Here is a 19,866-nt window from a genome sequence, read left to right on the forward strand (position 1 = left end):
CCGTTCCCGCCGGCGGCGCTACTCGCCCTTGTCGGCCGCCGCGGCGGTGAGCCCGGCGGACCACTTCTCCTCGACCTTGCCGAACTTCCAGTAGGCGATCGCCGCCGCCCAGGTGAGCACGAAGAGGCCGACGATCGCGTAGCCGACGAGGTCGAGGTTCAGCTCGCCGATCCAGGCGACCGGCCCGCTGGTGACGTCCAGCTTCTCGCCGAGCAGCCCGATCAGCTCGATCGAGCCGATGACCAGGGCGACCAGCACGGAGAGGCCGGTGACGGTGAGGTTGTAGTAGATCTTGCGGACCGGCTTGGAGAACGCCCACTCGTAGGCGAAGTTCATGAACGAGCCGTCGATGGTGTCCAGCAGGCTCATCCCGGCGGCGAACAGGACCGGCAGCACCAGCAGCGCGTACCAGGGCAGCTGGAACGCCGCCGCGCCGCCGGCCAGCACCAGCAGCGACACCTCGGTGGCGGTGTCGAAGCCCAGGCCGAACAGCAGGCCGACCGGGTACATGTGCCAGGGCTTGGTGACGGCCTTGGTCACCCGGCCGAGGATGCGGTTCATGAAGCCGCGCTTCTCCAGCTGCGCCTCCAGCTCCGCCTCGTCGAACTCGCCCTCGCGCATCCGGCGGAAGACCTTGAGGATGCCGTTGAACGCGCCCAGGTTGATCAGGCCGAGGGCGAGCAGGAAGGTGCCGGAGACGGCGACGCCGATCAGGCCGGTGGTCTCGTGCAGGGTGGAGTCGTCCGACTCGATCTGCCCGGCGAGCGAGCGGATGCCGAAGGCGAGCAGCGCGCAGAGGCCGAAGACGATCGACGAGTGGCCGAGCGAGAACCAGAAGCCGACCGACAGCGGCCGCTTGCCCTGGCCCATCAGCTTGCGGGTGGTGTTGTCGATGGCCGCGATGTGGTCGGCGTCGAAGGCGTGCCGCATGCCGAGGGTGTACGCGGTGAGGCCCATGCCGGCACCGAAGACCTGGCCGCCGACGTCGTAGTGCTCGGGCACGACGAGCGCGAGCAGGGTGAACCAGCCGATCACGTGCAGGGCGAGGATGAAGCCGCCCATGCCTGCGAGGCGGATCCACTCCTCACGGGTGAGCCGGTCGCGCCAGCGGGGGCCGGTCATCGGGGGTCCTTTCATGAGGCCGTCGAAGCTCCGGGGGTCCTGTCCGGCCCGCGGAGCTGGGCCATCTTTCCTTCTTGTCGCAATTAGTTGCAAGTCATTCGCAATTACAACCTGGTCACCAGGTCGCGGACGAACGGGAGGATGACGGGAGCCGGGCAAGGCCTGACGGCCCTCCCGGCGCCGCCGCGCGCCCGGCCGCTCCTTCGCCGGGCGCGCGCCCGCTTCCTCCCCTACTGTCGGAATGATCCGCACCGATGCGCACCGACCGGGACCCGATGGAGCGGCCATGCCCTCGTACCCCTACCGCACCACCCGCGAGGACCTGCGCGTCCCCCTCCCCGACGGCACCGAGCTGTTCGCCCGCCTCTGGCGCCCGGTGACCGACGAGCCCGTCCCCGTCGTGCTGGAGTACTCCACCGGCCGCCTCACCGACTGGACCGCCACCGACGACGCCCGCCGCCACCCCTGGATCGCCGGCCACGGCCACGCCGCCGTCCGGGTCGACGCCCGCGGCCACGGCAACTCCGGCGGCGTCCCGTCGTCCGCCGAGAGCCTCGCCGCCGACGGCGCCGAGGTCGTCCGCCGGCTCGCCGCCCTGCCCTGGTGCAGCGGCCGGGTCGGCCTGCTCGGCACCGGCGCCGCCGGGGAGACCGCCCTGCGCCTGGCCGCCCTCGCCCCGGACGCCGTCCACGCCGCGGTCGTCGCCTGCCCCGACGGCCCGCACCGCCTCGGCGGCGCCGTCCTCGCCGCCGACGGCCACACCCGCGCCACCGACCGGCTCGCCGACGCGGCCCGCCCACCGGACCCGCAGTACGTCGGCGACGACTGGCGGGCGATGTGGCTGGCCCGGCTCGACGCCCTCGAACCGCCGCTCGCCGACTGGCTCACCGCCGCCCCCGCCCCCGCACCGGCCGCCGCCGTCCCCACCCTGGTCGTCGCCGGCTGGTCCGACCCGTCCGCCGCCGCCGTCCTCGCCCTCGCCGGCACCACCGGGCCCGCGGTGCGCGCCGTCCTCGGCCCCTGGCCGCACGGCCTGCCCGACGAACTCCTCCCCGAGGCCCTGCGCTGGTACGACCACTGGCTGCGCGACATCGACGCCGGCGCCCTCGCCGCACCCGCCCTGCGGAGCTGGCGCGGCGGCCGGTGGACCGGCGACGACACCTGGCCCTCGCCCGACGTCCGCGAGGTCCACTACGGCCTCGACGGCCCGCTGCGCACCGCCGGCACCGCCTCCGAGGACCGCTGGGTGCACGTCCGCTCGCCGCAGCACACCGGCCTCGACGCCGGCGCCCACGTCCCGCTCGGCCGCCCCGCCGACCAGCCGCCCGACCAGCGCGAGGAGGACGGCCGCTCGGTCTGCTTCGACTCGCGCCCGCTGCCCGAGCCGCTGGACCTGCTCGGCACGCCGTCCCTGGCCCTGCACCTCCACCCGGACGCCCCGCCCGCCCTGATCGCCGCCCGCCTGTGCGCCGTCGCCCCCGACGGCACCTCCACCCTGCTCACCCGGGGCCTGCTCACCCCCGAAGGCACCGGCGCCACCGTCGCGTTCGCCCCGGCCGGCGCCACCGTCCCCACCGGCCACCGGCTGCGGCTCGCCCTCTCCTCCACCTACTGGCCGTGGATCTGGCCCGGCCCCGAACCGGCCGGCTTCGCCCTCGACCCCTCCCGGTCCACCCTCACCCTCCCCGTCCGCCGCCCCACCGCCCACACCGACGACCTCACCCTCCGCTCGCCCACCCTCCCGCTCCCGCCCCCGCTCCACTTCACCGAACCGCTCACCGCCCGCCCCGAACGCGTCACCGTCCACGACATCGGCCGCCGCGAATGGCGCACCGAGCTCACCCCCGCCGCCGACGGCACCCGCACCCACCCCGACGGCCTGGTCCGCGCCGAACAGACCGTCACCGCCTACCGCGTCCTCACCGCCACCCCCCTCAGCGCCCGCGCCCGCACCGACCGCACCGTCCGCCTGGAACGCCCCGCCCTCGGCTGGGACGCCACCGTCCACACCCGCACCGAACTGCGCTGCGACCCCACCCACCTCCTCGCCCACACCCAGCTCCGGGCGGAGGAGGCCGGCAACGTCGTCTTCAGCAGGGAGTGGCGCCACCGCATCCCCCGCGAGTGACCCGGCCTGAGCCGCTTCCGCACGAGGACATCCGAGCTACTGTGGATGTCATGACTGCGGCCTACGAGGAGATCCCCTTCAGCGAGCTGCTCCACCGGCCCGCTGCCACCACCAGCAGACTCGACGCCGTGCGCGCGCTCAGGCTCCGCCGCCGTGACGCCGGCGATCTCGCGCTGATGCGTGTCGACCAGCTGGAACAGGACACCACCGTCGTCGACTTCACGTCCCGCCTGCTCAGCGGGCTGGTGCGGACCGGGAACGTCGCCGCCCTCCGCGCCGCGCTGCCCGAGGCTCTGCCGTGGGTGACGTTCCTCCCCGACGAGGACGTGGACGAGCTCCTCGGTGAACTGGTGAACGTCGCCCGCGGTGCGGTCGCCCTCGACAACCTCGCCCCGATCGCCCTGCTCCTCACCCAGTGGCGACACACGGCCGAGGTCCACGCCGACCCCGCCCTGTACGCCGCCCTGACCCGCGAGCCCGACGGCGACCTCGGGCCGGTGCCCCGACCCGGAGCTCCCGAGTGAGCAGGAGTTGGAACGCCGGCAGTACGAGGTCACCGGCGGCGGGCGGATCCGGTACCTGGTCGACAATCCGGACCGGATCGCCTGGATCACCTACGCGGGCACCGGCCGCCCCAAGGAGACCGACTGAACCGCCGACGGGTCGCACCCCCGGCCGGGCGTGCGTGACGGCCGGTGAGAATCGACCTGCGAGAATCCCCCGTGGCCATCTCCCACTACCTCGACCTCGCGACGCGCACACCGCTGCCGGACGTCGCCCGTTCCGTCCTCGACGCCGGACACGTCCCGGGGCTGGTCTCCCAACTCCTCGACGACGGCGTCCTGACCGCCTCCGGCACCTGGATCCGGGCTGTGGACGCCAACCCCCGGCCCTGGTCCCCGGACGTCACCGACCTCGGCATCACGGCCACCGTGACCGTCGCCTTCCGCCTCGCGAAGAACGACGACATGACCGGCCAGGACGACGACATCATCCGCCTGGTCGCCCGCCTGCTGGCTCGCATCGACGGCGACGCCGTCCTCAAGTACCACGGCGAGACCATCTGGCTCCTGCGCCGCAACGGCGATCTCAGCCTGCACGAGCGCGCCGACCTGTGGCCGGACCGACGCCTCGCCGCCTTCGCCGACCTCCCGCACCACCGCCGGACCCACACCTACACGGACGCCTGAGCCCGGCACGCCCCTTCGCCGAACCCACCGGCCGGCCTCTCATGCCAGGACGGCGAGAAGAACCGCCAGATCATCCCCACCTGCGCGGGGAGCAGTGTTCGGTGTTCAGCTTGTACTTGCCGGTCATGGGACCATCCCCGCGCGTGCGGGGAGCAGGCGGTGGTGCGCACGTCGGTGGTGACCGCGCCGGGACCATCCCCGCGCGTGCGGGGAGCAGGGGTCGTTGCTGTCGCGGAAGAAGTTGCCGTAGGGACCATCCCCGCGTGCGGGGAGCAGAGTTGCTGAGCTGCGGGTTCATGCGGGGGTGGGGCGGGATTCTGCAACTTGCTGTGAGTCGGGCCTATCAGGCCTTTGCGGATGCTTCGCGATGTGCGCGGTTGAAGACCCTATCCGAGCTCATCGCGCGTCGGCCGCCCGGCTGGGGGCCGGGCGGCCGACGGTGGGTCAGCCGGCGGGTCAGCCGGTCGCGATGGAGGTGTCGTCGATCACGAAGCTGGTCTGCAGCGAGGCGTCCTCGGTGCCGGTGAACTTGAGGGTCACCGTCTGGCCCGCGTAGGCCGACAGGTCGAAGGTCCGCAGCTGGTAGCCGGCGGCCGCGTCGACGTTCGAGTAGGTCTTCAGCGTGGTGCCGTTGACCTGGACCGACAGCTTGTCGTACGCCGTCGTGCCGGACTCACCGGTGTCGATGTGCAGGTAGAAGCTCAGCGTCGCCCTGCAGCCCGCCGGGATGCTCACCGACTGGGACAGCGTGTCGCTGTGCGTCGACCCGTAGCCGTTCAGCCACGCCTTCCACGAACCGCCGTGCGGCGCCTGCGAGGACGAGCTGTCGACCACGCCACTGGAGGTCGCCCAGGGCGCGGCCGTACCCGTCTCGAAGCCCGCGTTGCCGAGCAGCTGCGCCGGCGTGCAGGTGCCGCCACCGCCGCCGGTGACCACCCAGGTGAAGCTCGTGCTGCCCGTCCTGGCGGCCGAGTCCTTGGCCGTGACGGTCACGTTGTACGTGCCCGCCGTGGTCGCGGTGCCGCTGATCACGCCGGTGGAGGCGTTGATGGAGAGACCCGCCGGCAGGCCGGTGGCCGAGTAGGTGTACGGCGTCGAACCGCCGCCGGCCTGGATCTGGAGGCCGGCCGAACCGCCCACCGCCGTCGACTGGTTGCCCGGGTTCACGACCGAGACGGAGCCGCTGCCCGCGGGCTTCGTCAGCAGGCAACCGCTGACGTTGAGGTCGATGACGCGCCCGTTGCCCAGGCAGGTGGTGAACCAGTAGGTCTCCTGGCCGTAACTCTGGCCCTTGGTCGCGGTGGTGGTGCCGTCGGCCGCCACCTCGCAGGGGTTGTTGAGCGTGCACATCTGGCCGTCGTCGTTGCCGGTGTTGTTGATGCCGACGACCTTCTTCGTCGCGGCGTCGACGATCGGCGAACCCGAGGTGCCGTGCGTGGTGTTGCAGCCGGAGCTGTAGCGGAGGGAGTCGCGCCAGGTCCACGCGTCCTCGCGCAGCGTGCCGACGAAGCCGTTGATGGAGCAGTTCCAGGTCTGCTTCCAGTACGAGGACGGTATGAACATCGCCGAACCGTCGACCGGGTGGGTGTCGCTGATGGTGAGCGCCGTCGCGGCGTACTTGGAGGCGATCGACCCGAAGGTGTCGGTGAGTTGGTACAGCGCGACGTCCGTGCCGGTCATCGTGGCGTAGAGGATCTTGTCGGCCGTCACGGTGCCGAGGGAACCGCCCGAAGCGTTGAGCAGGGTGCCGCTGCGGCTGGCGGCCTGGTTCTGGATGACCTGGCCGGCGGGGGGCATGGTCGGCAGGCAGTGGCCGTTGGTGAGCATGAGAGCCCGGTCGGTGTCGACCGAGGAGGGGTAACGCACCAGCGAGGCGGAGCAGTTGCTCAACGCGATGGTGGACGTCAGGTCACCGGCCTGCACCGCCTGCGCGGGCGCGACTGCCAGGGAGGTCAGGGCCCCGGCTATGACAGCGCTCGCGGCGGACGCGGCGGTAAGTCTCTTGAACATGGCTCTCCTTGTGGGGGATGCGGGGCATACGACCGGTTGCGGACGCCCGCGCCGCACGAAAGTGCCATGACCACTTCAATTGGTCAACCGTGTGGACGAAAGTCAGTTGGAGCAGGCATGCCTGAACGAGCGAGGACGGGCCGGCGCCGACGGGCTGTTGCCGACTCCCCCGCCTTCAGGGCTACTCAGCTATCGTTTGGGCGCGTCGACGGTCGATCCACCGCCCCGAAAGACCGATACGCCCGACTCTCGACAAGTTGCACGAACCAGCCACTGGCCGGTGTAGACCCGCCGGTCCGCAACTCTGCTCCCCGCACGTGCGGGGATGGCCCCACGGCTGTGGTCACCATCCCCACCCGTGATGCCTGCTCCCCGCGCGTGCGGGGATGGTCCAGGAGGAGCAGCCCCCCTCAGCGGAGGGGGAGGACGGGGCGGGTGGAGAGGTCGTCGGTGCAGTAGTCGCCGGCCTCGTCGAAGACCATGGCGGCGAGGTCCGGGTGCCGGTTGGACGTGGCGAGGGGCAGCCAGGCGAGGACGGTGCCGTAGCCGCCGCAGACCGACTCGCCGCCGTCGCCGCCGTAGATGGAGCCGGGCTCGCTGGTGATCTCCGAGCGGTAGGTGTCGTGGGCGATGCGCAGGCCGAAGGCGTTGGGCCCGGTGTGCGGGCCGGTGGTGTCGCCGTACGGGATGCGGTCGAGCGGGCACTCGTCGCCCCAGCGGAACAGGGTGTGGGCTCCGGCCCCGCAGGCGTGCTCCCACTCGTCGGGCGTGGGCAGGCGCAGGCCCTCGTGGGCGAGGACGGCCGGCATGTCGGCGGGCTCCTCCTCCAGCGGCTCGTCCTCGACGGCCATCAGCAGGGTCGGCACGGTGACGGTCCGGCGCGGGCTGAGGACGCGGGCGAGGTGGGCGTGCAGGTCCCCGTCGCCGAAGCCCTGGCTGACGCTCTCCTCCCGGTAGCTGGCGAGGAGTTCGGCCGACGGCCGCCAACTCGCCGCGTCGAACCCGACGGTGACCCGCCCACCCGGTATCAACGCGAACACCCGCCCGCCGCGTTCGACCAGGACACGGTGCAGCGGCGCCCCCAGGTGCTCGACCTCCTCGACGCGGTCCAGTCGCCCGCCCACGCTGCCCGCGACCTGGGCGGCGAGACGGCTGGCGGCGGTGCGGTCGAAACGGCGCCAGGCGGCGAAGGTGAGGGTGGCGAGCGGTTCAGGAGCCATGCCGGGAGTCTGGCACGGGCCACCGACAATGGCCCGGCAACAGGCGCGCGACAGTCCGGTCCGCCGCCGAAGTCCCTCCGCCGGAGGCGATATGGGCGATCGGCGGGACTCCGGGCCCGCCGTTCCGGTGGGCGGGGCCGAGACCCGGGCACCGCCGGCGCTCCGGCCGGCGGTGCCCGCGTCGGCGGTCGCTACGGCTGCGGGAAGTTCTCCTCGTCCACGTCGCTGGTCTTCGCGTTGCCGCCGACCTTCGCGGTCAGCGTGATCGACCAGACCGAGTACGTCGTCCGGTCGGTCTCGAAGGCCATGGTGTCGTCGAACTTCGTGTAGCTGCAGTTCTGGGTGAACATCTTCAGCGACGGGTCCCAGTCGACGCCGTCGGAGAAGAAGATGTCGTAGGTGCCGTCCTCGACGCCCTCGATCGACGCCTTCTTCCCCTTGCCGACGTACAGCGAGTGGACCGCCTTGCCGCTCTGGGAGAGCGAGACGACGGAGTCGGTGCTGCCGCCCGTGTTGTCGACGTTCAGCTCGCCCTTGCCGCGCAGCCGGCCCTTGGTGACGAAGGTGTCGTTCTCCTGCGAGCGGGTCTGCTGCGGCGGTGTCTGCGGGACGGTGAAGACGGTGGTGTACCCGGCGGCGGTCATCTCGGCCAGGGCGGCCGGGATCGCCTTCAGGCCCTCGGAGAGGCCGAGCTGGGCGAAGGCGGAGCCGGTGGTGCAGTAGGTCTTGGACTTGACGTCGCCGCGGAGCTTGGTCAGGTCCGTGGCGAGCTGTGACAGGGCCGTCACCAGCTGGCGCTTGGTGGTGCCGACGGCGACCGGTGTTTCGCTCAGGCCGAGTCCGCTGCTCGCGGAGTTGGCGGTGGTGGCCGCCTCCTGGAGACCGGCCAGGAAGGTGGTCAGGTCGGCGGCCGGGTTGATCTTGCCGAGCGCGGTGCCGACCGGGTTGACGAAGCCGGCGAGCACGGGCCCGTACGGCGTCGGGGTCGGGGTGGGCGTCGGTGTCGGGGTCCGGGTCGGTGCGGGCAGGGCGGTGCTGAAGCCGTCCGACGGCCCGGACGCGGCCGAGCCGCCCGAGCCCCCCGAACCGCCGCTCGAACAGGCCGCCAGCAGCAACGCGGTGCCCACCGCAACGCCGGCCTTGGTGAAGGACTTCATGCCGCTCCCCCGGGTGTTCTCTAGGTACTGATCCATGCACACTCCGTGCCGTCTGCTGTCCCCGCCGACATGATTCCGATCCAACAAGGCGCGGTCAACAGAGCGCACTTGCGGCGTACCGAAGCGTAGCGGGGGCGTGCGACAGGGCGCATGGAGCGGTCCTCCGCGTCAACTACGATCAGGACGTGCTCAGCCTCACGGGTGTCCCCCTCCAGATCCTCGCCTCCGTCATCGCGATCGGCGTCTTCGCCGCCACGATGTGGCTCTGGCCGAGATTCGGCGGAGGCGGCTGGAAGGCCTGGAGCGGGCGGATCGGCGCCTTCCTCGCCACCCAGCTCGCGGTACTCGTCGCCATGGGGCTGATCGCCAACGGCTACTTCGGCTTCTACAGCTCCTGGAGCGACCTGCTCGGCACCAACGGCAAGCCCGGCACGGTGGTCGACCACCAGCCGAACGCGGCCGCGTCCCTGGCCGTCACCGGCGAGAAGAACATGTACTCGGCGCAGGGCTCGGCCCGTGACCGCTCCGGGCTGATCCAGGAGGTCTCGCTCCGGGGCACGGCGAGCGGTCTGAGCAGCGACGCCTTCGTCTACCTGCCGCCGCAGTACTTCCAGCCGGAGTACGCGCAGCGCAGGTTCCCGATGGCCCTGGTGCTGGCCGGCTACCCGGGCTCGGCGGAGAAGCTGATCACGCTGATGCAGTACCCGGCGTCCGCGCTCACCGCGATCGAGCAGAACAAGCTGCCGCCGACCGTCCTGGTGCTGATGCGCCCGACGCTGTCCGGCAACCGCGACACCGAGTGCATGGACGTCCCCGGCGGGCCCCAGGTGGAGACCTTCTTCACCAGCGACCTGCCCACCGCGCTGGCCGCCAACTACCGGATCGGCACCGACCCGGCCAACCGCGCGGTGATCGGCAACTCGACCGGCGGCTACTGCGCGCTCAAGTTCGCGCTGCGCAAGCCGGACGCCTACCGCTCGGCCATCTCGCTGTCCGGCTACTACACCGCGCCGATCGACGAGACCACCGGCGACCTGTTCGCGGGCAACGCCCAGCTGAAGCAGGAGAACGACCTGGTCTGGCGGCTGAAGAACAAGCCCGCCGCGCCGGTCTCGCTGCTGCTCGCCACCAGCTACGACGAGAACAACTACGAGGGCACCCAGGCGATGGTCAACGCCTTCAAGGCGCCGACCAAGCTCTCCACCATCACCCTCGACACCGGCGGCCACAACTTCCACACCTGGACCCGGGAGATCCCCCCGGCGCTGGAGTGGCTCGGCAAGCACCTGACGATGCCGCAGGCCGCCTGACGGCGATGAACGCCGCGTGACAAAGCGCGCCCGGGCCGGGATCACAGGCCGCTCATACGCGTCTTTCACTGTTCTCTCAGACTGACGCCCCAGCGTAGCGCCATGACGACGACCAGCCACACCCCACCGGCCGGGGAGCCCTGGCCGGAGGCCGTGGACTACCCGCCCCCGGTCCTGCCGCCCGCCCCTTCGCCGGAGGGGGCGGCGTCCCGGCGGCCCGCCGAGCCGCCGCTGTACCCGGAGTTCCCGCTGCCGCCCACCGGCCCCAAGGGCCCGGCGTCCTGGGCGCAGCGGCTGCGCACCCTGCCGGGCCGGACCTGGCGCGGTCGCGCCGACGACCCGGGCTGGGTGCGGCCCGCGCTGCTCGCGCTGCTGGCCGCCACCGCCGTCCTCTACCTCTGGGGCCTGTCCGCCTCCGGGTGGGCCAACGCCTTCTACTCGGCCGCCGCCCAGGCGGGCAGCGAGAGCTGGAAGGCCTTCTTCTACGGCTCCTCGGACGCCGGGAACTTCATCACCGTCGACAAGCCGCCGCTGGCGCTCTGGCCGATGGCGCTCTCGGCGCGCGTGTTCGGGCTGTCCTCCTGGTCGGTGCTGGCCCCGCAGGCGCTGATGGCGGTGGCCGCGGTGGCCGTGCTGTACGCGACGGTGCGCCGGCGGTTCTCGCCGCTCGCCGGTCTACTGGCGGGCGCGGCGTTCGCGCTGACGCCGGTGGCGGCGCTGATGTTCCGCTTCAACAACCCGGACGCGCTGCTGGTGCTGCTGCTCACGCTGGCCGCCTACGGACTGGTCCGGGCCGTCGAGGTGGCGGGCACCCGGTGGCTGGTGTTCACCGGGGTGATGTTCGGACTGGCCTTCCTCACCAAGACGCTGCAGGCGTTCCTCGTCCTGCCCGCCTTCGCGCTGGTCTACCTGGTGGCGGCGCCGACCGGGCTGTGGCGGCGGGTGCGCCAGCTGCTGGCCGGCGGGCTGGCGATGGTGGTCGCGGGCGGCTGGTGGGTCGCGGTGGTCGAGCTGGTCCCGGCCTCGGCGCGGCCGTACGTCGGCGGCTCGCAGGACAACAGCTTCCTCTCGCTCACCTTCGGCTACAACGGCCTCGGCCGGCTGAACGGCAACGAGACCGGCAGCGTCGGGGGCGGGCCGGGCCGGTTCCCGGGCGGGATGGAGGGGGCGTTCGGCAACGCGGCCGCTGGCGCTACCGCCGGAGGCCCGCCCGGCGGGATGCGGGGCGGGGGCGGCTGGGGCCAGACCGGCATCACCCGGCTGTTCGACGGCGACATCGGCGGGCAGATCGCCTGGCTGATGCCGGCCGCGCTGATCCTGCTGGTGTTCGGCCTGTGGGCCACCCGGCGCCACGTCCGGACGGACACCGCGCGTGCGGCCTTCCTGGTCTGGGGCGGCTGGCTGCTCTGCACGGCGCTGACCTTCAGCTTCATGTCCGGGATCTTCCACCAGTACTACACGGTGGCACTGGCCCCGGCGGTCGCCGCGCTGGTCGGCATGGGCGTGGACGGGCTGTGGCGGGCGCGGCACCGGCTGCCGTACGCGGCGGTGCTGGCCGGCACGCTCGCGGTGACGGCGGTGTGGGCGTACGTGCTGCTCGGGCGCAGCGCGGACTTCCTGCCGTGGCTGCGGCCGACAGTGCTGGTGGTCGGGCTGCTCGCGGCGGTGGCGCTGGCGGCGGCCGGACCGCTGGCGGCGCGGCTCGCGGGCCGCGCGGCCGGGGACGGGGTCGGGGACGGGGACGGCGGCGGCGCGGGCGGGCGTTCGCGGCTCGCCGGGCGGCTGACCGCGGTGGCGGGTCTGGTCGGTGCGGCGGCGGCGCTGGGCGGTCCGGCGGCGTACGCGGTGGAGACGGTCAACACCCCGCACCAGGGCTCGATCGTGCTGGCCGGGCCCGCCGTGGAGGGCGGTTCCGGTCCGGGCGGCTTCGGCCGGCGCGGCGCGGGCGGCGCGGGCGCCTTCCCCGGCTTCCCCGGAGCCGGCGCCCCGCCGCAGGACGGCGGCCAGGACGGCGGCGGCAACCGCACCCGCGGTGGCTTCCCGGGCGGCCTGGGCGCCACGGGCCGCGGCCCCGGCGGCATCGGCGGGCTGCTGAACGGCACCAAGGTGAGCGACGAGGCGGCCACCCTGCTGAAGGAGGGCGCCGACGGCTACCGCTGGGCCGCCGCGACCAGCGGTTCGCAGAACGCCGCCGGCTACCAGCTCGCCTCCGGCGTCCCCGTGATGGCCCTCGGCGGCTTCAACAGCAGCGACCCCTCGCTCAGCCTGAGCGCCTTCCAGCAGTACGTGAAGGAGGGCAAGGTGCACTGGTTCATCGCCGGCGGGGACCTGCGCGGCGCCCTCACCGAGGCGAACGGCACGAACGGCATGAACGGGGCGAACGGTCCGGGCGCCGGGAACGGCCGGGACGGCGAGTCGGCGACGTCGCAGACCTCCCGGATCTCGGAGTGGGTGACGAGCCACTACACCGCCCGCACGGTCGGCGGCTCGACCTTCTACGACCTCAGCCGGCCGCCCTCCTCCTGACAGCCGGCCGGTCCCGAACGGCGGGGCGCACCACGGTGAACGACCGTGGCGCGCCCCGCCGCCGCGCTGTCACGTCACTGCGCGGGTTCGCTCTTGCAGCGCGTCCCGGCGGCCGGCGCGGTGCCCTCCAGCAGGAAGGTGTCCACGGCGGCCCGGATGCAGGTGCTCCACCCGTATCCGGTGTGGCCCTCGCCCTCACGGGTGAGCAGCACGGCGTTGCCGAGCTGGGCGGCGAGCTTCTCGGCGTTGGCGTACGGCGTGGCCGCGTCGCCGGTGGAGCCGACCACGACGATCGGCGCCTGCGCCTTGGAGGTGATGGCGTGCGCCTTCTCGGGCGAACGGAACGGCCAGCTCCGGCAGTCCGGGTCGAAGACGGCCGCGCTCGGCTCGTGCCGGCTGATCAGCGGGGCCTTGGCGGCCAGGTCGGCGTAGGCGGCCTGGAGCGCCTCGCCGGCCGGGACGTCGGTCGCCCCGTCGGCGCAGTGGATGGCGGTGTAGGCGTCGGCGGAGACGCTGTACCGGCCGTCCTTGTCGCGCCGGTTGTAGGAGTCGGCGTAGCCGAGCAGGTAGTCGCCCTTGCCGTTGACCATGGCCTGGGTCAGCACGGTCCGCAGCTGTACCCAGGCACTCTCGTCCCCGTAGAGGCCCTCGATCACGCCGGTCCACGCCGTGGTGGCGGTGACGACGCGGCCGGTGCTCGTGGTGAGCGGCTTCTGCTTGAGCCCGTCGAGGAAGTCGGCGAGCTTGCCGGCGGCCCGGTCGGGGTCCTTGCCGAGCGGGCACTGGGCCTTCTTGGCGCAGTCGGCGGCGAAGGCGTTGAGCGAGCGCTCGAACCCGGCGTACTGCTCGATGTTGTGCTGGGCGAGCGGCAGGGACGGGTCGGTCGCGCCGTCCAGGACGAGCCGGCCGACGCGGTCCGGGAACTCCTCGGCATAGACGCTGCCGATGTAGGTGCCGTAGGAGAGGCCGAAGTAGGTGAGCTTCTGCTCGCCGAGGGCGGCGCGCAGCACGTCCATGTCGCGCACGGAGTTGCGGGTGCCGATGAAGGGCAGCAGCTTGCCGTACTTGGCCTGGCAGGCGTCCGCGAGGACCTTGCCGTGCTCGGGGCCGAGGTCGTCGTCGGCGGCCCAAGTGTCACGGGTCCGGTCGTCGAGGCAGTTCACCGGGGAGGTGCCGCCGACGCCGCGCGGATCGAAGCCGACGGTGTCGAAGCGCTCCCGGACGCCCTGCTGGAAGTACTCGGGGTTGCGCTGGACGAATCCGACCCCGGTGCCGCCGGGGCCGCCGGGGTTGACGACGACGGCGCCGACCCGCTGGTCGGGCTTGGTGGCGGGCTTGCGGACCACCGCGACGTCGATCGTGTCGGCGCCCGGGTTGGCGTAGTCCAGCGGGACCTTGAGGGTGGTGCACTGCACCACCGACTCGTCGATCGTCTCGGTCTTCGGGTCGTCCTTGCAGGCCGCCCAGGTGAGCTGCTGGCCGTAGAAGGCCTGGAGGGCGGGGTCGGCCTGGCCGGTGGGCTTCACGGTCGGCGTGGGCGTGGGTGTGGCGGTCGGGGTGGGCGACGACGTGGTGGTCGCGGCGGTGGACGGCGCGCCGGAGGCCGCACCCGTGGTGCCGCCCGAGCTGCTGCAGGCGGCCAGCAGGGCGGCCGCGGCGACGGTGGGAAGGGCGCGTCGCGAGAGTCGGATGATCATCGAATGCACCGCACACGAATACCACCCGGCGATCCCACAGTTGACGGTGGCCCACCCGTCGCGCCCCACCCGCCGTGCACGCTTCCGGACAAAGGGCGACGAACTCTCCGAGGAAACGATTCGTCAGCCGTTCGTCAGCCCCTCGTCAGCCGCCGCACTGCTGCAGCATCGCCTTCTTGTCCGCCTCCGTCACCGGCAGCTGGTACTTCAGCGACACCTGCGCGAAGCGCACCGCGTACGCACAGCGGATCTCCGGGTTGGCGGGCAGCCAGGCGGACGGGCCGGAGTCGCCCTTGGAGGCGTTCTGCGAACCGTCGGCCGGAATGAGGTTGAGCGGGTCGTTGGCGATCTGCACCCGCTTCAGCTTCTCCCACTTGCTCGCGCCCATCTGCCAGTCGTAGGACAGCGGCATCACGTGGTCGATCTGGATCTTCGAGGCCTGCTGCTTGTTCCACTCCACCGTCTTGCCGGTGTAGGGGTCGAAGATGGTCATCGAGGTGACCGTGCACTTCGAGCCGTCCTTGCGCTCGACCGCCGAACCGTCCCGGGCCAGCAGGTCGTTGCGGGTGTCGCAGTTGTTGTGGCCGCCGGGTATGCCGTCCACGTTGTCGGTCCAGGCCGGTCCGAACTCATTGCGGTCGTAGCCGTCCTTGGGGCCGACCGCGGCGGTGGCGACCTTGGCGATCAGCGCACGGCCCGCCTTCTGGTCCTCGGCCGAAGTCAGCGGCGCCAGACCGGGCTTGGTGCCGTCGGGGTTCTCCAGGGGGCTGGTGCCCCGGTTCACGGCGCCCGCCGCCCCGCCCCCGGCGGAGGACCCGCCGTCCGCCGGCTTCTTGTCGTCCGAGCAGCTGCTCAGCACCAGGGCGGATATCAGGAAGACGGTGGCGGCGGCGGACAGGGTGGTGCGACGGGCGGGCACGGGGACTCCCCAGATGGGCGGGCGGCTGACGGCGCACCAGCAGACCAGCCGCCCCCCGGGCGGTCAAGCCACCACAACACGGAGCATTTCGATCATGGCGAAGCTCACACCGGCCACCGCCCCGTGCGCCACCCGCTCAGGGCCGCGACGCGCGGGCGATCTCCTCGACCTCGGCGAGGATCTCATCGCCGGAGCGGGCCGGCTCCGCCCCCGACACCGCCGTGAGGGCCGGCTCCGGCGCGCCGGCCGCCGCCGGCATCCACCCAGCACAGGAGGCCCGGCGGCGCCGGCGGCGGCATCGTCCAGGGGCCGCCGGGCCTCCCGTGTGGCGGCGGCGGGGGCGGGCAGGCTGGACGCATGGAACAGAGCGAGACGGTGGCCGCCCTGGTGCTGGCCGCCGGGGGCGGACGGCGGTTGGGCGGGCGGCCGAAGGCGCTGCTCCGCTACCGGGGGCGGCCGCTGGTGGAGCACGCGGTGGCGGTGGTCCGGGCGGGCGGCTGCCGGGAGGTGACGGTGGTGCTGGGCGCGGACCGGGAACGGGTGCGGTCCACCGCCCATCTGCCGGGCTGTCGGCTGGTGGCCAATCCGGACTGGGAGGGCGGCATGGGCTCCTCCCTGCGCGTCGGTCTGGCCGCCCTGCCCGCCCGCGCCTCGGCGGCGCTGGTGATGCTGGTGGACACGCCGGGGGTGAGCCCGGCCGCGGTGGCCCGGCTGCTGGCCGCGCACCGGGCCGGGGCGCAGCTGGCCGCCGCGGCGTACGGGGGGCGGCGCGGGCACCCGGTGCTGATCGGGGCCCGGCACTTCGCCGAGGCCGCGGAGGGCGCGCACGGGGACGCGGGGGCGCGCGCCCTGCTGGCGGCGCACCCGGACGACCTCATCCTGGTGGAGTGCGCCGACGTCGCCGCCCCGGACGATCTGGACACCCCAGCCGACCTCGCCCGCTGGGGCGCGGAGTGACAGCCGGGCCGCACCGGACCACAGCCGTGCGCCCCCGTACCGGCGATCGAGGGCCCGGCTCCCGCGCGAGGGGGACGCGTCTCCTCCTCACCGCCGATCAATCGAGCGCACACCCCTGATTCCTCCCTGAGGATTGCCGCATTCCGCGCCGCACCTCCCGGGTTTCGGGGAGCATGGGACACGTCACCCACCCCCGATTCGAACGGACGGTGCCCGCGATGCCCGGACTGCCCGACGACTTCACCGGACACGACCCGGCCGGGCGCGGCCCGGGGGCGGCGGGTGGCGCCCGGGCGATCCGCTGCCCCGCCTGCCGACGGGAGCACCTGTACGAGCCGCCGTCGCTGCCCTGCCCGTGCGGCGCCTCGCTCAAGGTGCCGCTGCTGCGCGGCGGAGTGCCGGTGCAGGTCCGCTTCCGGTCCTGGGAGGACTCCTGGCTGAGCATGCGCTGTCCGCACTGCGGGCGCTCCGACCAGTGGCCGCAGCCCGAGTTCACCTGCAACTGCGGGGCCACCGTGCGGCTCCCGGTGGACCGGACGACCCGGCTGGGCGGCGGTTCCACGGCCGGCCCGCTGGGCGCCGCCGCCGGCCCGCGGGCCTCCCACCCGCACCCGGCCCGCCCCGCGCACTCGCTGGACGCGCCCGCCGCCGCGCCGCCGGCCACGGGGGCGGGCGCTCCGGCCGCGCCGTGGCGGCGGCGAGCGCCGTTCCGCCCGCACCCGGTGCGGACCTCGCAGGACGCCGTCTTCACCGCCGCCCGCTACCTGGAGTGGCTCGGCTTCGACGACCTGGAGCTGACGGAGGCCCAGGAGCGCGACGGGGTGACCCTGCTGGGCAGCCGGATGGTCGCGCAGGTGGACACCTGGACGGAGCCGGCCGACGTGAAGTCGGTCGAGTGCCTGTGGCTGCAGACCCTGCACGCGGAGGAGATGGCCGCCGCGATGTTCACTCTTGCGGGCTATTCGCACCAGGCCACGGTGCGCGGGGAACAGCTGCTGGTGGCCCTGTTCAGCCTGGACCTGGCGGGTGTGCCGCAGCCCGCGAACGGCGCCGCGGAGGCCCTGATGGAGACCGGCTGGACGTCCTGAGGCCCCGTTCGGGCCCCGACCGGCCGTCCGCTGATCGTTTAGACGAAAAGCCGCCCGAACGCAACAACCTCCGCTCGTGATCTGGTGCACAAGCTCGCCCCCGTGTTGAATTGCCGCCACAGCGCGGGCCTGTGGCACGTCGTGCCACGCAAGGGGAGGGGTCCGTTTCCTGCTGGATGGCGCACACAAGGAGGTGGCGTTGTCGGAGCACGGATGGGGCCCTAGCGGCCGGGACGCACGGGGGCCGGCGGCACCCCCGGAGCAGGGGGACACCGTGTGGCGGCTGCGGTCCAGGGCGTGCTGGCAGGAGGCCGCCGACCTGTTACGCCCCGCCGCCGAACGCGACCCCGAAGCGGCGCTCGTCAGGGCCGAACTGCTGATCGAGCAGTGCCTGTTCACCACCGCCCACTGGGGCCAGGCCGAACAGGCGCTGCGGCTGGCCGAGGCCGTCGCGGCGACCACCGAACAGCGCGCGGCGGCGGCCTGCGCCCGGGGCTTCCTGGCGTACGTGGCCAGTGTGCTCGGCACCCGCGACCGGCTGGACGAGGCCCAGGCCGCGCTCGGCCGCACCTCGGCGCTGCTGCCGCCGGACGCGCCGGGCCGGCCGCTGCTGGACTTCCGCCGGGGGCTGGTCGCGGAGAACCTGCTGCGCGACCCGACGGCGGCCTGGATCGCCTACCGGCGGGCGCACGACGGCGCGGGCGAGCGCGGCGACGAGCTGCTCCGCTCGTCGACCTGGCGGCACCTGGCCGCGCTGGCGCTCGCGGCGGGGGACCGCGAGCGGGCGCGGGAGGGGTTCGACGCCTCGCTGCGACTGCGCGAGCAGCTGGGCTTCACGGTGGGGGTGGCACCGGCACTGGCGGCGCTGGCCGAGGTGTCCGAGCCGGCCGAGGCCGCGCGGCTGCGGGCGGAGGCGGCCCGGCTGGTGCAGGCGCTCGGGGGCGTGCCGGTCTGGCTCGCCCGCCAGCTGGGCGCGGGGCGTGCGCCCGGCGCCACCCCGGACGGACGCGTCGAGAGGCAGGTCCAGGGGCCGATCAGCTAAGGTGAGGCTAACCTGGCCGGGTCGAGCAGTGCCCCGGCCAGGTCGGCCTTGCCGTTCCCGGGCTCCGCCAGGCCCCGGCCGGCCGGGCCCGGACGTACGGCGCGGCGGCGCCACGGCGCCCCCGTCCGGGGCGCGCCGGCGGCGGACGGGCTCCGGCCCGGGCGCGGACCGGACGGTCCGGCCGGCCCGGTCGACCCGATGGGCGCGACCATGACCGTGAGCAGCACCCGGCCCGCCTCCGAGCCCCCCGCCCCGGAACCGCCTGTCCTCGACCGGCCCCCCGGCACCGCACGGTTCCACGGCCCCGCCGCCGCCCTCCGGACCGCCGAGCCGACGAGCACCGCGCACCCCGACACCCCGCCCGCACCCCGGGACCGCACCACCACACCGGCACCCACCGCCCCCGAACAGGCCCGCGACGCCACGCACTTCCACCACCCCACGACCGGCAGCCGCACCGCCCCCACCCCACCCACAACCCGGGACCGCGCCACCACACCGGCACCCGTTCCCGGCGCCGCCGCCCCGGCAGCGTCCGAGGCCGCCGCCGTGCCCCTCCCGCCCTGGACGGGCGCCTACCGGCGGCTCGGGGAGGTGGCTCCCGAGCCGCGGGTGCTCTGCGCGCCGCCGCGGAGCGGGCGGGGGTGGATCGCGGGGGCGGAACTGCTGGCCGATCCGGCGGCGCTGCGGGAGCTGGTGGCACACGACGCCCGGCAGGGACTGGCCCGCTACGGCCGGGCGCTGCGGCCGGACGTGGCGGCCTCCATCGGGCTGCACCGGTTCGTCTGGCCGGTCTCGCTGCTGTTCACCCTGCCGTGGTTCCTGGAGCGCCGAGTGCCGCTGCTCGCGCCCGCCGACGTGTCGATCCACCGCCGCAGCGGCGAACTGACGGTCCGCCCCGGCGCGTTCGCCTGCCTGCCCGACGACCCGGCGGCGCGGTCGGCCCCGGCGCGGTCGACCCCGACGCGGTCGGCCCCGGCGGCGCGGTCGACCCCGACGCGGTCGGCCCCGGCGGCCCGGCCGGTGGCCGACGAGACGGCGCTGGCCGCCGAGCTCCGGGCGGCGCTGGCGGGCTTCCTGACCCCGGTGCTGGCCGCCTTCCGCCCGGAGGTGCGGCGCGGACCGCGCACGCTCTGGGCGATGGCCACGGACGCGGTGGTGGAGGGCCTCTGGTACGTCGGCGGGCGGCTCGGCGAGGAGGAGCGCGCACGGACGGAGCTCACCGCCCTCTTCGCCCCGAGCGCTCCCGGCGCGCCGGAGTGCGCGCCCTTCACGCCGGGCGCCGGATTCACCGCCCCGGCGCCCGACTCCCCGGCCCGCACCGACTGCTCCGAGCGGTGCCGGGCCAGCTGCTGCCTCGTCTACACCGTGCGGATCGAGGCGATGTGCGCCGGCTGTCCCCGTGTCACGCGGGGTTGACGGAGGTCGGAAGCGGTCCGACCACCCGCCGTCGCCCCGCTCGTCGCGACCTCCGGAATTCCGGAATTCCCCGCTCCAGTA

15 protein-coding genes and 2 pseudogenes are annotated in these 19,866 nt (G+C 73.8%); 9 read left to right on the plus strand and 8 right to left on the minus strand.

All coding sequences use genetic code 11. The annotated features are described in order from the left end of the window. Positions 1 to 18: 18 nt before the first annotated feature. The gene (locus ACFCLZ_RS10215) at positions 19 to 1,122 is read right to left on the minus strand and encodes a HoxN/HupN/NixA family nickel/cobalt transporter (protein ID WP_380284507.1); all 1,104 of its coding nucleotides are present in this window, start codon (positions 1,120 to 1,122) and stop codon (positions 19 to 21) included. 286 nt (positions 1,123 to 1,408) lie between these two features. Here ACFCLZ_RS10215 and ACFCLZ_RS10220 point away from each other — a divergent pair, with 286 nt between their 5' ends. From ACFCLZ_RS10220 to ACFCLZ_RS10230, 3 genes are all read left to right on the plus strand, one after another. Beyond that, positions 1,409 to 3,250: a CocE/NonD family hydrolase gene (locus tag ACFCLZ_RS10220; RefSeq protein ID WP_380284508.1), complete on the plus strand. Its 1,842-nt coding sequence runs from the start codon at positions 1,409 to 1,411 to the stop codon at positions 3,248 to 3,250. A gap of 50 nt (positions 3,251 to 3,300) precedes the next feature. Continuing rightward, complete coding sequence (locus ACFCLZ_RS10225) at positions 3,301 to 3,774, plus strand: hypothetical protein (RefSeq protein WP_380284509.1); 474 nt, start codon at positions 3,301 to 3,303, stop codon at positions 3,772 to 3,774. Between the two features lie 198 nt (positions 3,775 to 3,972). Beyond that, positions 3,973 to 4,440, plus strand: coding sequence for a SitI3 family protein (locus ACFCLZ_RS10230; RefSeq protein ID WP_380284510.1), 468 nt, complete (start codon positions 3,973 to 3,975; stop codon positions 4,438 to 4,440). Between the two features lie 456 nt (positions 4,441 to 4,896). On the opposite strand, the pseudogene ACFCLZ_RS10235 reads toward ACFCLZ_RS10230, so the two are convergent. From ACFCLZ_RS10235 to ACFCLZ_RS10250, 4 genes and pseudogenes are all read right to left on the minus strand, one after another. After that, a pseudogene (locus ACFCLZ_RS10235) lies at positions 4,897 to 5,619 on the minus strand (putative Ig domain-containing protein); the annotation flags it as partial. Positions 5,620 to 5,829: 210 nt separating this feature from the next. Further along, a pseudogene (locus tag ACFCLZ_RS10240) lies at positions 5,830 to 6,450 on the minus strand (serine protease); the annotation flags it as partial. Positions 6,451 to 6,860: 410 nt separating this feature from the next. After that, on the minus strand, positions 6,861 to 7,670 hold the full coding sequence (locus tag ACFCLZ_RS10245; RefSeq protein ID WP_380284511.1) for a hypothetical protein: 810 nt from the start codon (positions 7,668 to 7,670) through the stop codon (positions 6,861 to 6,863). Positions 7,671 to 7,861: 191 nt separating this feature from the next. Next, positions 7,862 to 8,863 carry a hypothetical protein gene (locus ACFCLZ_RS10250; protein ID WP_380284512.1) on the minus strand — a complete coding sequence of 334 codons (1,002 nt, stop codon included), beginning with the start codon at positions 8,861 to 8,863 and terminating at the stop codon, positions 7,862 to 7,864. 149 nt (positions 8,864 to 9,012) lie between these two features. Between ACFCLZ_RS10250 and ACFCLZ_RS10255 the strand changes: the two genes are divergently transcribed. Together ACFCLZ_RS10255 and ACFCLZ_RS10260 are read left to right on the plus strand one after the other, a co-directional pair. Further along, on the plus strand, positions 9,013 to 10,137 hold the full coding sequence (locus ACFCLZ_RS10255) for an alpha/beta hydrolase (protein WP_380284513.1): 1,125 nt from the start codon (positions 9,013 to 9,015) through the stop codon (positions 10,135 to 10,137). A 102-nt stretch (positions 10,138 to 10,239) separates the two neighbouring features. Then, positions 10,240 to 12,663: an ArnT family glycosyltransferase gene (locus tag ACFCLZ_RS10260; RefSeq protein WP_380284514.1), complete on the plus strand. Its 2,424-nt coding sequence runs from the start codon at positions 10,240 to 10,242 to the stop codon at positions 12,661 to 12,663. A gap of 74 nt (positions 12,664 to 12,737) precedes the next feature. Here ACFCLZ_RS10260 and ACFCLZ_RS10265 read toward each other — a convergent pair whose 3' ends face one another. The 3 genes from ACFCLZ_RS10265 to ACFCLZ_RS10275 form a co-directional block, all read right to left on the minus strand. Then, a complete protein-coding gene (locus tag ACFCLZ_RS10265) occupies positions 12,738 to 14,360 on the minus strand; it encodes an alpha/beta hydrolase (protein WP_380284515.1) in 1,623 nt (540 codons plus the stop codon). 145 nt (positions 14,361 to 14,505) lie between these two features. Continuing rightward, complete coding sequence (locus tag ACFCLZ_RS10270) at positions 14,506 to 15,279, minus strand: HNH endonuclease family protein (protein WP_380284516.1); 774 nt, start codon at positions 15,277 to 15,279, stop codon at positions 14,506 to 14,508. Between the two features lie 136 nt (positions 15,280 to 15,415). Further along, positions 15,416 to 15,538 carry a hypothetical protein gene (locus tag ACFCLZ_RS10275; protein ID WP_380284517.1) on the minus strand — a complete coding sequence of 41 codons (123 nt, stop codon included), beginning with the start codon at positions 15,536 to 15,538 and terminating at the stop codon, positions 15,416 to 15,418. Positions 15,539 to 15,636: 98 nt separating this feature from the next. On the opposite strand from ACFCLZ_RS10275, the gene ACFCLZ_RS10280 reads away from it, so the two are divergent. The 4 genes from ACFCLZ_RS10280 to ACFCLZ_RS10295 all read left to right on the plus strand — a co-directional run bounded on the left by ACFCLZ_RS10280 (position 15,637) and on the right by ACFCLZ_RS10295 (position 19,785). Further along, positions 15,637 to 16,236: an NTP transferase domain-containing protein gene (locus ACFCLZ_RS10280; RefSeq protein WP_380284518.1), complete on the plus strand. Its 600-nt coding sequence runs from the start codon at positions 15,637 to 15,639 to the stop codon at positions 16,234 to 16,236. A 218-nt stretch (positions 16,237 to 16,454) separates the two neighbouring features. Beyond that, positions 16,455 to 17,324, plus strand: coding sequence for a hypothetical protein (locus tag ACFCLZ_RS10285; protein WP_380284520.1), 870 nt, complete (start codon positions 16,455 to 16,457; stop codon positions 17,322 to 17,324). Between the two features lie 274 nt (positions 17,325 to 17,598). Further along, positions 17,599 to 18,366, plus strand: coding sequence for a hypothetical protein (locus tag ACFCLZ_RS10290; protein WP_380284521.1), 768 nt, complete (start codon positions 17,599 to 17,601; stop codon positions 18,364 to 18,366). Between the two features lie 210 nt (positions 18,367 to 18,576). After that, positions 18,577 to 19,785 carry a (2Fe-2S)-binding protein gene (locus ACFCLZ_RS10295; RefSeq protein ID WP_380284522.1) on the plus strand — a complete coding sequence of 403 codons (1,209 nt, stop codon included), beginning with the start codon at positions 18,577 to 18,579 and terminating at the stop codon, positions 19,783 to 19,785. Positions 19,786 to 19,866: the final 81 nt, after the last annotated feature.

It is taken from the genome of Kitasatospora purpeofusca (assembly GCF_042691725.1).
In the GTDB taxonomy this organism is placed as follows: Bacteria; Actinomycetota; Actinomycetes; order Streptomycetales; family Streptomycetaceae; genus Kitasatospora; species Kitasatospora purpeofusca_B.

What these genes read in the sequence shown, in the direction of transcription:
- ACFCLZ_RS10215 (WP_380284507.1), bottom strand. Translation starts at nt 1,122, where the DNA reads ATGACCGGCCCCCGCTGGCGCGACCGGCTCACCCGTGAGGAGTGGATC.
- ACFCLZ_RS10220 (WP_380284508.1), top strand. Translation starts at nt 1,409, where the DNA reads ATGCCCTCGTACCCCTACCGCACCACCCGCGAGGACCTGCGCGTCCCC.
- ACFCLZ_RS10225 (WP_380284509.1), top strand. Translation starts at nt 3,301, where the DNA reads ATGACTGCGGCCTACGAGGAGATCCCCTTCAGCGAGCTGCTCCACCGG.
- ACFCLZ_RS10245 (WP_380284511.1), bottom strand. Translation starts at nt 7,670, where the DNA reads ATGGCTCCTGAACCGCTCGCCACCCTCACCTTCGCCGCCTGGCGCCGT.
- ACFCLZ_RS10250 (WP_380284512.1), bottom strand. Translation starts at nt 8,863, where the DNA reads ATGGATCAGTACCTAGAGAACACCCGGGGGAGCGGCATGAAGTCCTTC.
- ACFCLZ_RS10260 (WP_380284514.1), top strand. Translation starts at nt 10,240, where the DNA reads ATGACGACGACCAGCCACACCCCACCGGCCGGGGAGCCCTGGCCGGAG.
- ACFCLZ_RS10265 (WP_380284515.1), bottom strand. Translation starts at nt 14,360, where the DNA reads ATGATCATCCGACTCTCGCGACGCGCCCTTCCCACCGTCGCCGCGGCC.
- ACFCLZ_RS10275 (WP_380284517.1), bottom strand. Translation starts at nt 15,538, where the DNA reads ATGCCGGCGGCGGCCGGCGCGCCGGAGCCGGCCCTCACGGCGGTGTCG.
- ACFCLZ_RS10280 (WP_380284518.1), top strand. Translation starts at nt 15,637, where the DNA reads ATGGAACAGAGCGAGACGGTGGCCGCCCTGGTGCTGGCCGCCGGGGGC.
- ACFCLZ_RS10285 (WP_380284520.1), top strand. Translation starts at nt 16,455, where the DNA reads ATGCCCGGACTGCCCGACGACTTCACCGGACACGACCCGGCCGGGCGC.
- ACFCLZ_RS10295 (WP_380284522.1), top strand. Translation starts at nt 18,577, where the DNA reads ATGACCGTGAGCAGCACCCGGCCCGCCTCCGAGCCCCCCGCCCCGGAA.